Annotated in this window: 10 protein-coding genes; all 10 read left to right on the plus strand. The window is 70.2% G+C overall.

What is annotated here, in order from left to right; genetic code table 11:
* Positions 1-24 precede the first annotated feature (24 nt).
* A complete protein-coding gene (locus tag ACOWU6_RS06930; protein WP_324013803.1) occupies positions 25-1,374 on the plus strand; it encodes an ABC transporter substrate-binding protein in 1,350 nt (449 codons plus the stop codon).
* 62 nt (positions 1,375-1,436) lie between these two features.
* The gene (locus tag ACOWU6_RS06935; RefSeq protein ID WP_421075211.1) at positions 1,437-2,423 is read left to right on the plus strand and encodes a carbohydrate ABC transporter permease; all 987 of its coding nucleotides are present in this window, start codon (positions 1,437-1,439) and stop codon (positions 2,421-2,423) included.
* A complete protein-coding gene (locus ACOWU6_RS06940) occupies positions 2,420-3,298 on the plus strand; it encodes a carbohydrate ABC transporter permease (protein WP_421075212.1) in 879 nt (292 codons plus the stop codon). Before ACOWU6_RS06935 ends, ACOWU6_RS06940 begins: the two co-directional genes overlap by 4 nt.
* Positions 3,295-3,999: a hypothetical protein gene (locus ACOWU6_RS06945; RefSeq protein ID WP_421075213.1), complete on the plus strand. Its 705-nt coding sequence runs from the start codon at positions 3,295-3,297 to the stop codon at positions 3,997-3,999. The genes ACOWU6_RS06940 and ACOWU6_RS06945 overlap by 4 nt, the downstream gene beginning before the upstream one ends.
* The gene (locus ACOWU6_RS06950) at positions 3,996-6,083 is read left to right on the plus strand and encodes a glycoside hydrolase family 36 protein (RefSeq protein ID WP_421075214.1); all 2,088 of its coding nucleotides are present in this window, start codon (positions 3,996-3,998) and stop codon (positions 6,081-6,083) included. Before ACOWU6_RS06945 ends, ACOWU6_RS06950 begins: the two co-directional genes overlap by 4 nt.
* Complete coding sequence (locus ACOWU6_RS06955; RefSeq protein ID WP_282978724.1) at positions 6,080-6,973, plus strand: family 43 glycosylhydrolase; 894 nt, start codon at positions 6,080-6,082, stop codon at positions 6,971-6,973. Before ACOWU6_RS06950 ends, ACOWU6_RS06955 begins: the two co-directional genes overlap by 4 nt.
* A complete protein-coding gene (locus tag ACOWU6_RS06960) occupies positions 6,970-7,935 on the plus strand; it encodes an NAD(P)-dependent oxidoreductase (protein ID WP_421075215.1) in 966 nt (321 codons plus the stop codon). Before ACOWU6_RS06955 ends, ACOWU6_RS06960 begins: the two co-directional genes overlap by 4 nt.
* A gap of 142 nt (positions 7,936-8,077) precedes the next feature.
* Entirely contained in the window at positions 8,078-11,599 is a 3,522-nt protein-coding gene (locus ACOWU6_RS06965) for a discoidin domain-containing protein (protein ID WP_421075216.1), read from the plus strand.
* A gap of 107 nt (positions 11,600-11,706) precedes the next feature.
* Complete coding sequence (locus ACOWU6_RS06970; RefSeq protein WP_324013814.1) at positions 11,707-12,726, plus strand: LacI family DNA-binding transcriptional regulator; 1,020 nt, start codon at positions 11,707-11,709, stop codon at positions 12,724-12,726.
* A complete protein-coding gene (locus ACOWU6_RS06975) occupies positions 12,723-14,261 on the plus strand; it encodes a sugar ABC transporter ATP-binding protein (RefSeq protein WP_421075217.1) in 1,539 nt (512 codons plus the stop codon). The genes ACOWU6_RS06970 and ACOWU6_RS06975 overlap by 4 nt, the downstream gene beginning before the upstream one ends.
* Positions 14,262-14,288: the final 27 nt, after the last annotated feature.

Here is a 14,288-nt window from a genome sequence, read left to right on the forward strand (position 1 = left end):
CCGATCCGAATCAAGGGAGATCACATGCAGAACGCACAGACGCGTGACGCCCGGCGCCGCGCATCCCGACGCGCCGCCGCATCGCTCGCGGCCACCGCAGCCGCGGTCGTCGTGCTCGCCGGGTGCGCGGGCGGCGCAGACGCCGGCGATGCGGGCGGGAAGACGACCATCCGCTTCCTGTACGCGACGGGCGACGAGACCTGGAACTCGGTCGTGGACGGGGTTGTGAAGGCCTTCAACGAGCAGAGCGACTCCACGGTCGTCGAACTCGATCCGCTCCCTGCGGGCAGCGACTACGCGACGGCCCTCAAGACCATGGACGCGACAGGCAACTGGCCCGCTGTCGTCGACATGCGCGACACGCTCACATACATCCAGGCGGGCAAGCTCGCGCCGATCCCCGAGTCGGTGACCGACCTGCTCGCCCCCGACGTGTACGGTGCCGCCGAGGATGGGAACGTCTACACGGTGCCCTCCTCGGCGCTCAACGGCGAGATCGGCATCAACATCGTCTACGACAAGTCGTACTTCGCGGACAACGGACTCGAGGTCCCGGAGACGTACGACGACTTCATCGCGCTGCTTGAGGAGATCCAGGCGAACGGCGATGTCCCGCTTGCGACGGCTGCTGCCGAGGTCTGGCCGAGCGACCAGCTTTGGAAGCCTCTCGCCGCGCCCGTCTTCGCCGAGTACTCCGAGCAGGGCTTCTGGAATGCGGTCGCCGAGGGGACCGCGTCCATGGAGGACCTCCGCGAGCCGCTCGAGCGCCTCGTGCAGATCACGGACGACTTCGTGCTCGAGGGATGGCAGTCCACGGCGGATGCCCAGACGACGACGCTTCTCGTCAACGGCCAGGCCGTCATGGCGACATCGTCGGCGGGCATCGGGCGATTGAACGACATCCACAAGGTCGATCCCGAGTTCGACGCGGGGCTGTTCATCATCCCCGCGGATGACGGCACGATCAACGTCCTCAAGAACTCGGTCGTGGGCGACACGGCGTCCGGCCTGGCGATATCGGCGCAGGCGCAGGAGGACGGCGCGGAGTACGACTCCGCAGTCGAGTTCCTCGAGTACTTCTATTCGGTCGAGGCCGCCAACCTCATCGAGTCGCTCGGCTGGATCGCCCCGAACATCGCGGCGTCGGACGAGGTCGAGCGCAACACCGAGATCCCCGGAGCCGCGGACTACTTCGCGCTCCTGGAGGATCCGAACCTCAACTGGTACAGCAACGAGTCGTCGAACGAGGCGCTGAGCGCTTTCAACACGTTCTTCCGTCAGGTCCGCATCGAGATGCAGGACGGGCAGATCACCGTGGATGAGGCGATCTCGAAGCTCCAGGCCGAATTCGACAAGACGGTCGCGGCGGGCTGACGGCCCTGGGGTCGGGCGGTGACGCCCGGCCCCTCCGCCCCGCATCGCGACGAGGAGATGTCATGAGCGATTCCCCGCAGGCCACGGCGACCGTCGAGGTCGTCTCAGAGCCCGGGCTTCCGCCCCTCGCGGCGCCGCCCGTGCGCGCGCCGATCCGCCCGCCCCGCCGCGGGGGCCGACGAGGGCGCTGGGTGCTGCTCGGCTTCATCGCCCCGGCCCTTGTGGTCTACCTGCTGATGGTGATCATCCCGTCGCTGCAGTCGGTCGAGCTGAGCTTCACGGACTGGGACGGCATCAGCGATGACTACGCCTACATCGGCTTCGCGAACTATGCCGACATCTTCGCGAGCGGCCGGTTCTGGAACGCCGTCAAGAACACGCTGATCCTGGGGCTCGGCTCGGCTGTCATCATCAACGCGATCTCGCTCGTGGTGGCGCTCATGCTCGACAAGCTCGAGCACGGCCAGGGGTTCTTCCGCACCGCGGTGTACCTGCCGGCGCTCGTGAGCGCGTTCATCGCGGCGACGATCTGGAAGTACCTCCTGAACTTCAACTTCGGGTTCGTGAACACGCTGCTCCGCGACTTCGGCATGCCCGATGCCGCGCGCGATTGGCTCGGAGACAGCGGCATCGTCGTGTGGGTCATCCTCTTCCTCACCTGCTTCACGCTGGGCGGCAACACGACCCTCATCTACCTCGCGAACCTGCAGTCCGTGCCGCAGGAGCTGCTCGAGGCCGCGCGGATCGACGGCGCGAACCGGCGGCAGGTGTTCGCGAACGTCACCTGGCCGATGCTCGCGGGCGCGGTCACGGTCAACATGACCCTCGCGCTCATCGCCGGATGGACCATCTTCGACCAGGTCATGGTGCTCACCTCGGGAGGCCCGGGCTTCGTGAGCGAGACCATGGCGTTCTTCATCTACAAGGTCGGCTTCGGCGAGTACCGCGCGGGCTTCGGCAGCGCGGCCGCCATCGTCCTGTTCATCGTCGTGATCGTCAGCACGGTCGCCGCGAACACCTACATGCGCAAGAGGGAGATCCAGGCATGAGCGCCACGGAGGCTCTGACCACACGCCGCGAGCGGGCTCCCCGGGTGCGGAAGCGGTGGACGCCGAGCGAGATCGTCGTGATGGTCGTGCTGAGTGCGCTCGTGCTCCTCGTGTCGACGCCCGTGCTCTACGCGCTCGCGAACTCGTTCCGGTCCTACAGCGACATCACGCGCGATCCCATGGGGCTCCCGACGTCGTTCACGTTCGACAACTACGTCCAGCTGTTCCAGCAGACGGATTTCGCGGAGGCCGTGGGCAACACCCTCATCATCACGGTCGCGACCGTCGTGCTACTCGTCGCGATGGTCCCTATGGCCGCGTACGGCATCGAGCGCCTCGGCGGGCGCCTGGGCCGCGGGATCTATGTCCTGTTCATCGCCGGGCTGATGATCCCGTTTCAAGTGCGGATGATCCCGCTCGTCGAAGGGTTCGACGACGTGGGCCTCTACAGCACGCTGACGAGCGTCATCCTCGTCCACCTGGGCGGCGCGGCGTCCTTCGGCATCCTGCTCTACTGCAGCTTCATCAAGGGAATCCCGGTCGAGGTCGAGGAGGCCGCGCACATGGACGGCGCCGGCCGCCTGCGCACGTTCTGGCTCATCGTCTTCCCGATGCTGCTGCCCGTCACGAGCGCGTTCGTCATCATCCAGGCTCTCGGCCTCTGGAACGACTTCTTCATCCCTCTCGTGTTCCTCGACTCCTCGTCGGCGGGGACGATCAACGTCGCCATCAACCGGATGGTCGGCCTGCTGACCTCGCAGTGGCAGCTCATCTACACGGGTGCGATCCTCGCGATCATCCCGTCGGTCGCGATCTTCGCGGCATTCCAGCGCTACTTCATCAAGGGCATGTCGATCGGGGCGGTGAAGGGATGAGCGCCCTGCTGACTCGCACCGGGCAGCTGCTCGCGCACGACGGGCGCATCGCAGGATGGCTTCTGGCGATCTGGCGGTGCTTCCTCATCGGGGTCTCGTTCCTCGCGACCGCAGCGCCGCTGCTCGTGTTCCACGCCCTCGTCGGCTGGCAGGCGACGCACCTCGCGATCGCGCTGTTCGGGCTCGCCGTCGTGCCGCTCGTTCCCGGCGTCCACGCACTGCTCGTCGCGACGGAGCGGCTCCTCGACCTCGGTGGCGGAGCCGGCGCGGGTCGCGCTTTCTGGGCGGCGCTCCGCTCGGGTGCCCGTCGGCTCAGCGGCGCGGCGCTCGCGGCAGGTATCGCGGCGGTCGTGCTGTCATACGACATCGCGCTCGTCGGGCACGATGACGCGCTCCTCCTCGCCGCGATCGGCGCCACGCTGCTCGCGATCGCCGCGCTCCTGGCTGTGTCCGTCGCGGCTGCGCAGACCGACCTGCGCGGGGTCGCCCTCGTGTCGGCTGCGCTCACCGCGGCGTTGCGGCGCCCGCACATCGTGCTGTGCTGGCTCCTGCTCGCCGCGCTCGGCGCCGCAGCGAGCGGCATCCCCCTCGTCGGCCCGAGCGTCGCGGTGTTCGCCCCGCCGCTGGTCGCCATCAGCATCCATATCTGCAACCGCGCGCTCGGCTTCGGCCGCGAGCGCCTCGAAACGGAGACGTCGTGACGGACACCGCCCTGGACATCCTCGACACCGCCGAGTCAGCCGGACCTGCGAGCGTCGAACTCGGCGCATTCACGCTGACCTGGTCAGACGACCGGCCCCTGAGCGTGCACTCGGAGATGTCGCCGCTCGCAGGCCGCCCCGGCACGGCGCTCGTCGAGGTCTTCACGGCGCGCGAGCAGCGCGAGCGCACGAGCCAGGCCTACTATCGCTCGGCCGTCGGGGCGCGCCTGCGGGTTCAGGACGCGGCGCGCGAGGAGTCGGATGGCGCGGAGCGCGTGATCATCATCCAGCGCGACGAGACGACGGGCCTCGAGACCCGGACGACGCTCACGGCGCCGAAGGGCGTCGACGCCCTTCGGGTCGAGACGGGGGTCCGCAACACCTCAGCCGAACCGGTCGTGCTCACCGCGGTCGGCTCGGCTACCATCGGCTTCGGACGCGACGCAGCTGACCTCGAGCGGATGGTCCTGCTCGCGGCACGCAGCGAGTGGCTCGCGGAGAACCGATGGCAGACGACGCCGCTCGGCGAGCTGCTGCCCGCGATCGCGCTGCCGCTGCACGGGCAGGACGGGCGCGGGCACGCCGCTCTGTCAAGCCATGGCGCATGGTCGAGCGGGGAGCGCGTGCCGGTCGGTGCACTTCTCGATGGCGAGCATGCTCTCGCGTGGCAGATCGAGTCGAGCGCTGGCTGGAACGTCGACCTCTGCCAGACGGCGGCGGGCGGCGTGCTCACGCTCACGGGGCCCGCCGACCTCGAGAACCACTTCGCGCATCTGCTTCTTCCCGGGGAGTCGTTCGACGCCGTGCCGGTGGCCGTCTCCGTCTCTCGGGAGGGTGCGGAGGGCGCGATCGGAGGCCTGACCGGCTATCGCCGGTGGCTGCGCCGCCGGCACACCGGGCAGGCCCTGCCTGTCGTCTACAACGACTTCATGAACACGGTCATGGGGCAGCCCACGACCGAGGTGCTCCTGCCGCTCATCCGCGAGGCGGCCGACGCCGGATGCGAGGTGTTCTGCATCGACGCCGGCTGGTTCGCCGATCCCGACATCGGCGACTGGTGGGCCACGGTCGGGGAATGGCGGGAGTCGTCAGCGCGCTTCCCCGACGGCGGGCTGCGCCGGATCACGCAGGCGATCCGCAAGGCGGGCATGCGTGTCGGCCTCTGGCTCGAGCCCGAGGTAGTCGGCATCCGAAGCCGTGCGGCCGAGGCACTTCCCGATGACGCGTTCTTCCAGCGGTTCGGTGCGCGCGTGCGCGAGCACGACCGGTATCACCTCGACTTCCGGCACCCTGCGGCTCGGGCGCACCTCGATGCGGTCGTCGATCAGCTGGTGCGCGACCACGGCGTGAGCTATCTCAAGCTGGACTACAACATCAACCCGGGTGCCGGGACGGAGTGGCGCGCGGCTGCTCCGGGCGACGGACTCCTCGGTCACACGCGGGCTTTCCGCGACTGGCTCGTGGCCGTGCAGGAACGCCATCCTGCGCTCGACATCGAGAACTGCAGCTCGGGCGCCATGCGCGCGGACTACGGGTTGCTGGCCGTGACGCACCTGCAGTCGACGAGCGACCAGCAGGATTTCCGCCTGTACCCGCCCGTGGCAGCGTCCGCGCCGGCGTCCATCCTCCCCGAGCAGTGCGGCAACTGGGCGTATCCGGCCGCCGAGATGAGCGTCGAGGAGACCGCGTTCACCCTCGTGACCGGCCTCAGCGGGCGCTTCTACCTGTCCGGCTTCCTCGACCGCCTGAGCGAGGAGCAGCGGTCGGCCGTGCGCACCGCGGTCGCGCTGCACAAGCAGCACCGCGAGTCGCTCGCCGACGCCGTGCCGTTCTGGCCGCTCGGACTCCCGGCGTGGGACTCCGACGTCGTCTGCCTCGGGCTGCGCGCCTCGGGCCGCACGCTCCTGTTCGTATGGGACCGTGCGGACACGGCCGTCGACATCGTGCTTCCCGGGATCACGGGCGAGGTCCGGCAGACCTTCCCCGCGAGCGGATGGGCAGTCTCGCGCGTCGACGGCGGCGTGCGGCTGCGGACGATGTCCGGGCCGACCGCCCGCGTGCTGACGGTGGAGGAGCGCGCATGAGAGGGACGATCCGACCGGGGCACGTCGTCATCGACGACCGCGGGCGCGTCGCCCAGCTGCACGGCATCGGCGTGCAGCGCGTGGGCGACCGCTGGTTCGCCTGGGGTGAGGACAAGACGGCGGGCTCGACGTTCACGGCGGTCGCGTGCTACTCGACCGACGACTTCGCGAACTGGCGATTCGAGGGGAACGCGCTTGAAGCGGGGGACGGCGATATCGGGCCAGACCGCATCGTCGAGCGGCCCAAGGCACTGCGTCGCCCTGACGGCATGTGGGTGCTGCTCCTGCACATCGACACCGTCGACTACTCCGCTGCGCGTGTCGGCTACGCGATCGCCGAGCGGCCGCAGGGGCCGTACCGCTATCTCGGAAGCGAGCGTCCGCTCGGCACGATCAGCCGCGACATCGGCGTCTACCAGGAGGACGGCGTCGGCTACCTCCTCTCGGAGGACCGTGAGAACGGTTTGCACATCCACCGTCTGCGTGACGACTACCTGGGGGCGGAGGCGACCGTCGCGACGCTGCGCCAGGAGCGCCGACCGGAGATCGGGTACGAATCGCCGACGCTCGTGAAGCACGAGGGGCGCTACCACCTGTTCGGATCCGATCTCACCGGGTGGAGTCTCAACGACAACATGCACGCCACGGCTCCTGCCCTCGAAGGCCCGTGGTCGGCGTGGTCGGGGTTCGCGCCCGATGGCAGCCGGACCTTCGACTCCCAGGTGAGCGTCGTCGTCCCCATGGGCGACGGGTTCATCTACGTCGGCGACCGCTGGCGGCCCGACGACCTGTTCCACTCGCCGACAGTCATCCTCCCGCTGCGCATCGTGGGTGAGACAGCGACGCTCGAGTGGCGGGACGCGTGGCGCGCAGGGGAGGAGCGCGGATGATCAGGGCCGCATTGCTGATGGAGGCGCACCTCGTCGGCTTCGTGTTCGGCGAGGAGGAGCGCCGCGCGCTCGAGGACGAGCTCGCCGTCGACTTCTCGTCGGCCGCGACTGCGGTCTCCGCGCTCGACGACCCGACAGAGATCGAGCTGCTGCTCATGGGCTGGGGTGCCGAGGCGCCCTCCGCCGCCGACTTCGATGCCATGCCGCGCCTGCGCGCCATCGTGCACTGGGGCGGCGGCTTCGCGACCGCCGACGAGGCAGCGCGACGCGGCATCGCCCTCGCGTCCGCGAAGGCCGCGAATGCCGTTCCTGTCGCCGAGTTCACGCTCGCGATGATCACCCTTGCAGCGAAGGATGTCTTCTGGGCGGCGCGCCGGTACGCGTCGGAGCAGCGCTTCCTCGACCGGGAGGCGGAGTACGGGCACACGGGCCTCGGTGGCGCCCGGGTCGGGATCGTCGGCGCGTCCGCGGTCGGGGAGCTCGTCATCCGCGGTCTGCGGGATCGCGATATCGCGGTCGCCGTCTACGACCCCACCCTCTCGGTCCAGCGCGCCGCCGTGCTCGACGTCGAACTCATCGACGACCTCATCGCGCTCGCAGCAGGCAGCCGCATCCTCTCGATCCACGCACCGCAGATCCCGCGGACGATCGGCATGGTGTCCGCGGCCGTGCTCGCCGCGCTCCCCGACGGCGCCACGGTCCTCAACACCGCGCGGGGCGCGATCGTCGATCAGGACGCGCTCGTCGCCGAGCTCGCCGCCGGGCGGCTGCGCGCCGTCCTCGACGTGACCGAGCCCGATCCCCTGCCGCCGGGCCACCCGCTCTTCTCTCTCCCGAATGTCTTCCTCACGCCGCACCTCGCCGGCTCGATGGGAACGGAATTGCGCACGCTCGGCGCCGTCGCGACCGCCGAGGCGCTCCGCTTCGCACACGGCGAGGCATTCACCCACCCGATCGCCTGACAGACGGAGGAGACCGGCCGGATCGCAGATAACTCGGCAAACGATATCCGAAAGGGGATGCGAGAGCACTGACACGGCGGCGACGGGGCCGTCCGCGGGCGAGGCCCGCGATCCGCAATGACGCAGACGAAAGGACATCGCGATGAAGCGATCGCACGCACCAGGAAGGACGAGGGCTCTCGGGGCCTTCGTCGCCGCGACAGTCGGGCTCTCGGCGCTTGTCGGGCCACCCGCCGTCGCGCAGGAGACGGCGCTGCCCGCCCTGCCCGAGATCACCGAGACCACGAGCGCGGAGGGTTTCCTCCACCCCGGTACCGGCGTCACCGCCGACCAGCTCGAGACCGTTCAGGAACAGGTCGCTGCGGGTGTCGAGCCGTGGGCGAGCCACCATGCCGCGATGGCGCAGACGAAGTATGCGTCGAAGACCTACGTCGGGCAGAACCAGGGCGCGACGGATGAGCAGCCGAAGGATGCCTCGTACAACGAGACGCGGATGCGGTCTCGCGCCCTCGACGACAGCATCGGCGCGCTGACGCAGGCGATCATGTACGCCACGACGGGCGACGAGGTCTACCGGGCCAACGCCCTGCACGTGCTGCGCACCTGGAGCAGCCTCGATCCCGAAGGCTACGCCTACTTTGCCGACGCGCACATCCACACGGGCGTGCCGCTCTACTACTTCGTGACCGCGGCCGAGATCATCCGATCGACCGAGCCCGTGAACGACAGCCTCGAGGGGTACGACCTCCGATGGACCGAGCGCGATCAGCAGAGGGCGGAGGAGAACCTCGTCCGCCCGACGCTCGAGACCTTCCTCTTCTCCCAGAACCGTCTCTGGAACCAGCACACCTACGGCGTCGTCGGCATGATCGCGGCCGCGATCTTCCTCGACGACCCCGAGCTGTACGCGCAGCGTGTCGAGTGGTTCTCGGTCAACTCGACCTACGAGAGCGAGCACACGATCAACGGCGGTGACGTCAACGGCGGCCTCGCATCTCTCATCCGCCTCATCGACGCCGACGACCCGCGCAACCCCTATGGCGAGGACTTCGTCGAGCTGCTCGAGATGGCCCGGGATCAGGCGCACGCGGAGGGAGACATCACGACGCTGAGCGCCGCAGCGCGGATGATCCACAACCAGGGCACGCGACTCGACCCTGTCGAAGGCACTGTCTCCGACGAGGATGACGCGGTCACGCCGTACGGCTTCCTCGACAACCGGCTGCTCGAGGGCGCCGACGCGTTCGCGCGCTTCATGATGGGCGACGAGCCGCCGTTCATCGACACGTCGGGCGGAGCGAGCACGCTCTCCCAGGCGTACCGCGGACGGCTCCGCGACCTCATGAACGACCTGTACTACCAGTACACCTACGTCGAGGGCGTCGATGTCGAAGAGGAGGCCCCCTACGTCGCGCTCCTGCATCGCCAGAGCGACGGCCCCCTGTACCGCTACGGCGCGCACGTGGAGAACTTCTGGAACCCGCGCGGCTCGGACTTCACCGACGCGGAGTACTGGCTCGCGTTCCCCGAGGAGCTCGCAGAGCAGGACGTGCAGATCCCGCAGCCCGCTGACACGGCGTGGGTGCCGACCGCGAAGTACGGGCTCCCGCTCGGCGCGGGAGCGAAGATCGTCACGGACGACGCGGGGGAGAGCTTCGCGCGACTCAACGCGAAGCGCGGCGACGCGACGGTCGCGGTCCGACGGATGGTCTGGGGCGCGAGCATGGGCATCCGCGTGCGCACGAACGGGCAGGCGACCCTGCAGGTGTCGGGGACCGCCGACGGCGCCACACCGTTCGAGGTCTCCCTCCCCGACACGAAGGGGGAGTGGACGCACGTCGGACTCGATCTCGGCGCCGTGCCCCCTGGCACCGTCGGCCACCACATCGTGTACCTGCGCGCGGCTGAGGGCGCCGCCCGCGTGGACGTGTCCGGTGTGCTCGGCGACGCGAAGGGCGAGCTCTCGCCCCCTGTGTTCGCGGACGCGCCCGAGCTGGCCTTCCTCGCGGTGGCGGGCGAGCCCATTCAGCGGGCGCTCGCGGTCGAGGACGCCGACTCCGAGCGCACGCTCTCACTCCAGGGGGCGCCCCGCGGAGCAACGATCGGGCAGGACGGCGCACTCACCTGGACACCGCGCGCCGCCGGCGAGGAGAGCCTCATCGTTGTCGCGCAGGACGGCACCTCGACCGCGACGCTGCCGGTGCGCGTGACCGTCGCAGCGGACCGCCCCGGAGCGATCGCGGCGGCTCTCGACGGACTCCAGGACGTCGCGGCATACACGAGCGAGAGCTGGGCCGCCGTCGCCGAGGCCGAGGCCGCGGCGCGCGAAGGGATCGAGGCCGACAGCGCGGGCTTCGCGGCGCTCCTCGAGGACCTGCGACTCGCGGTAGCCGATCTCGACCTGCTGAATCCGATGCTCGCCGACGGGACGCACGACTACTCGCTCACCGCCACCTCGCCCGAGCTGCCCATCGCGACCCTGCGCAACCTGGTCGACGGGTCGAACCAGACGACCTGGGGCGACCGCCGAGACGTGTCGGTCGAGCTCGACTTCGGCGTCGGATACCGCATCCAGGCCGACCGGATCGGGTTCCTCGCCCGCGACACCTTCCCGAATCGTGCGGAGGGCACCAACGCCTACGGCTCGAACGACAACGAGACGTGGACGCTGCTGACGGAGCATCCGAACGCGGGCGACGACACCGCGGTCGAGTACGTCGACGTGCGTGAGGAGGTCCGCGACGAACGGTTCCGGTACCTCCGGCTGCAGATCGACGAGCCCGGCATCCCGACCGACCCGGCCTACCCAGGGATCTGGTCGCTCGCCGACGTGCGCATCGACGGCGTCCGCTCGGAGGCGACGCTCGAGGACCTGCTCGACGAGGCGCGGGAGGCCGACCTCTCGCAGTTCTCGCGCGCATCCGCCCTGCTGTTCACGCGGGAGCTCGAGGACGTCGTGGCAGCGGCGTCCGAGCCGGACGCCGACGACGCAGCGCTCGCCGCGCGCCTTCGGGCCGCATGGGAGCTGCTCGAGGCGCCGTCTGTCGAGACGAGCGCGATCGCACAGGACTGGGTCACGGCGAGCACACCGTCGTGGGATGGCACGCGTGATGCCGCGGGCAACGGCTGGGCGATGTTCGACGGCGACCTCGCGACGTACACCGACACGACCACCTCGTCGGGCTGGGTGACGGCGATCCCCGACGACGGCTCGGCGCTCCCGGTCGCCGCCGTGCGCTTCGCGCCGCGCGCGGGTCACGTCGCGCGAGCCAACGGCATCCAGTTCCAGGGCTCGACGGACGGCGGTCGTACGTGGACGACGTTCGCGACCGTCGCGAACGCGGTCGACGGGTGGAATCGCCTGGATCTCGAGGCTCCGATCGAGACGGGCGCCGTGCGCGTGCTCGCGGCGTCGGGCAACACCAACCTCGCCGAGGTCGAGCTCGTCGCGAGCACGGTCGACCGCAGCGCGCTCCGCCTCCTCCTCGACGAGGCGGCCGAGCTCGTCGAGGAGGGCTGGACGTCCGAATCATGGGATCGCCTGCGCGCCGCCCGCGTCGGGGCGGAGACGGTGCTCGCCGATGCGTCGGCGGAACAGGCGGACGTGGACGCCGCGGCCGATGGCCTTGATGATGCCCTCCAGGGGCTCAAGGCAGCGCGCTGATGTTCCCGCTCACAGGCCGCCGCGATCGCTAGGCTGAGGGGGCCGCGCGCCGTCGCGCGCGGCCCCCGTCCCGCTCCCGGCGACGGCGAGACCGATGGAGGACTCCGGTGGCGAACACGAGCGCGGACAAGCCGAACATCCGGCAGGTCGCCCAGCTCGCCGGCGTCTCGCACATGACGGTCTCTCGCGTCCTCAACGACTACCCGTACATCAAGGAGGCCACGCGCCGCCGCGTGCTCGAGGTCATCGAGGAGCTCGACTACCGCCCCAACATGGCGGCGCGCGCCCTCGCGACGCAGCGCAGCCAGCGGATCGGCGTGCTCGTGGAGAGCGCGGTCGAGTTCGGCCCGACGAGCACGCTCCGCGCGGTCGAGTCGGCTGCGCGGCTCGCCGGATACTCCGTGAGCGCGATCGCCCTGCGCGGCGGCGACGAGATCACGCCGCAGGAGGCCGTCGACAACCTCACGACCCAGGGGATCGACGCCCTGTGCGTCGTCGCCCCGCGCTCGTCGTCGATCGCCGCCCTCCGCAAGATCTCGATCGGCGTCCCGGTGCTCGTCGTCAAGCCCGACAAGGACCCGACGTTCCTCACCGTCTCGGTCGACCAGCAGGAGGGCACGACCCTCGCGGTCGACCATCTCGTCTCTCTCGGGCACCGCGACATCCTGCACCTCGCCGGGCCGCTCGACTGGCTCGACGCCCGCGCACGCGAGCGCGCGTTCCATGCGCGCGCCAAGGCGTGGGGCATCCGGGAGCGCCCGATCGTCGTCGGCGACTGGACAGCCGACTTCGCGTACGACTTCGCCAGGGGCATCCGCGAGCTGCCCGACTACACCGCGATCTTCGCGGGCAACGACGACATGGCGGTCGGGCTCATCCACGGGCTCGCCGACCGCGGATTCTCCGTGCCCGACGACCTCAGCGTCGTCGGCTTCGACGACGTGCCGCTCTCGGCGCACGTGCTGCCGCCGCTCACGACCATCCGGCAGAACTTCCACGCGCTCGGCGTCTCCGCGGTCGACATGCTGCGCGCGGCGATCGAGAAGCGCGAGATCCCTCGCGTGACGCGCATCCCCGCCGAGCTCCTCGTGCGCTCCTCCACGGCCGCGCCGCGGGAGGGGCGATGACCGTGCGTCAGCCCGTCGTGGAGATGACGGGGATCTGCGTCGAGTTCGCGGGGGTCCGCGTTCTCGACGACGTGGACCTCACGCTGCGTCCGGGCGAGGTGCACGCGCTCATGGGCGAGAACGGCGCCGGCAAGTCCACGCTCATCGGCGCGCTCACCGGAACCGTGCCCATCCGCTCGGGCGAGGTGCGCATCGACGGAGACGAGAGCGTCCCCGTGGGCGTCGCGCGCAGCCGGGCACAGGGCATCGCGACCGTGTTCCAGGAGACGCGTCTCAGTCCGCACCTCACGGTCGCCGAGAACGTCATGCTCGGCAACGAGATCCGAGGCCGCCTCGGCATCGACTGGAAGGCCAACCGCGCCCGCACCCGGGAGGTGCTCGCGCGGCTCGGCCTCGACGACGTCGACCCCCGCGCGCCGCTCACGGCACTGTCGCCCGCGGTCAAGCAGCTCGTCGCCGTCGCGCGAGCCCTCGTGCTCGAGCCGCGCGTCCTCATCCTCGACGAGCCGACCGCGAGCCTCGACGCGGCCGAGGTCCGCACGCTCCTCCGGGTCGTGCGGGGTCTGCGCGACCGCGGCGTCGCGATCCTCTTCGTCTCGCACTTCCTCGAGCACGTCTTCGCGATCGCCGACCGGATGACCGTGCTGCGCGGCGGGCGCGTGGTGGGGGAGTACGCCGCCGACGATCTCGACCGGGCCGACCTCATCTCGAAGATGATCGGCGAGGACATCGAAGCGCTCAAGGCGCTGCGCTCGGAGCGCCTGTCGCACCACTACGCGGCCTCCGGGGAGCCGACCCTGTCGGCCTCAGCGCTCGGCCGACGCGGCACGCTCGAGCCGACCGATCTCGAGCTCTCCCGTGGCGAGGTGGTGGGCTTCGCCGGGCTGCGCGGCTCGGGGCGGACCGAGCTCGCGCGCCTCATGGCGGGCGCCGAGCGCGCCGACAGCGGAGAGCTCTGGGTCGACGGACGGCGGGTGCAGCTGAGCAGCCCGGGCGCCGCGCTCCACCACCGCATCGCCCTCTCCACGGAGAACCTCCGCGACGAGGGGATCATCGGCGGGCTCACCGCGCGCGAGAACATCGTGCTCGCTCTGCAGGCGCTGCGCGGATGGTCGCGGCCGCTGTCGCGCGGCGAGCAGGACGCGCTCATCGAGACGTACCTCGAGGCTCTGCGCCTGTCGCCGTCCGACATCGACCGGCCCGTCGAGGAGCTCTCGGGCGGCACGCAGCAGAAGATCATGCTCGCGCGCCTCCTCGCGACGCGCCCGCACGTGCTCATCCTCGACGAGCCCACGCGCGGCATCGACATCGGCGCGAAGCTCGACATCCAGCGCAAAGTCGCTCAGCTCGCGGGAGAGGGCGTCGCGGTCGTCTTCATCTCGTCGCAGCTCGAGGAGGTCGTGCGCCTGAGCGATCGCATCGTCGTGCTCAAGGACCGCGAGAAGATCGGCGAGCTCAGCAATGGCCCCGGCGTGACCGTCGACACGATCGTCGAGATGATCGCCGCCGACCTCGACGGCGATCTCGGGGACTGATCCCGTCACGATCCGATCTCGCCCTTG

The organism is Microbacterium sp. SA156 (assembly GCF_049065455.1).
GTDB lineage: Bacteria > Actinomycetota > Actinomycetes > Actinomycetales > Microbacteriaceae > Microbacterium > Microbacterium barkeri.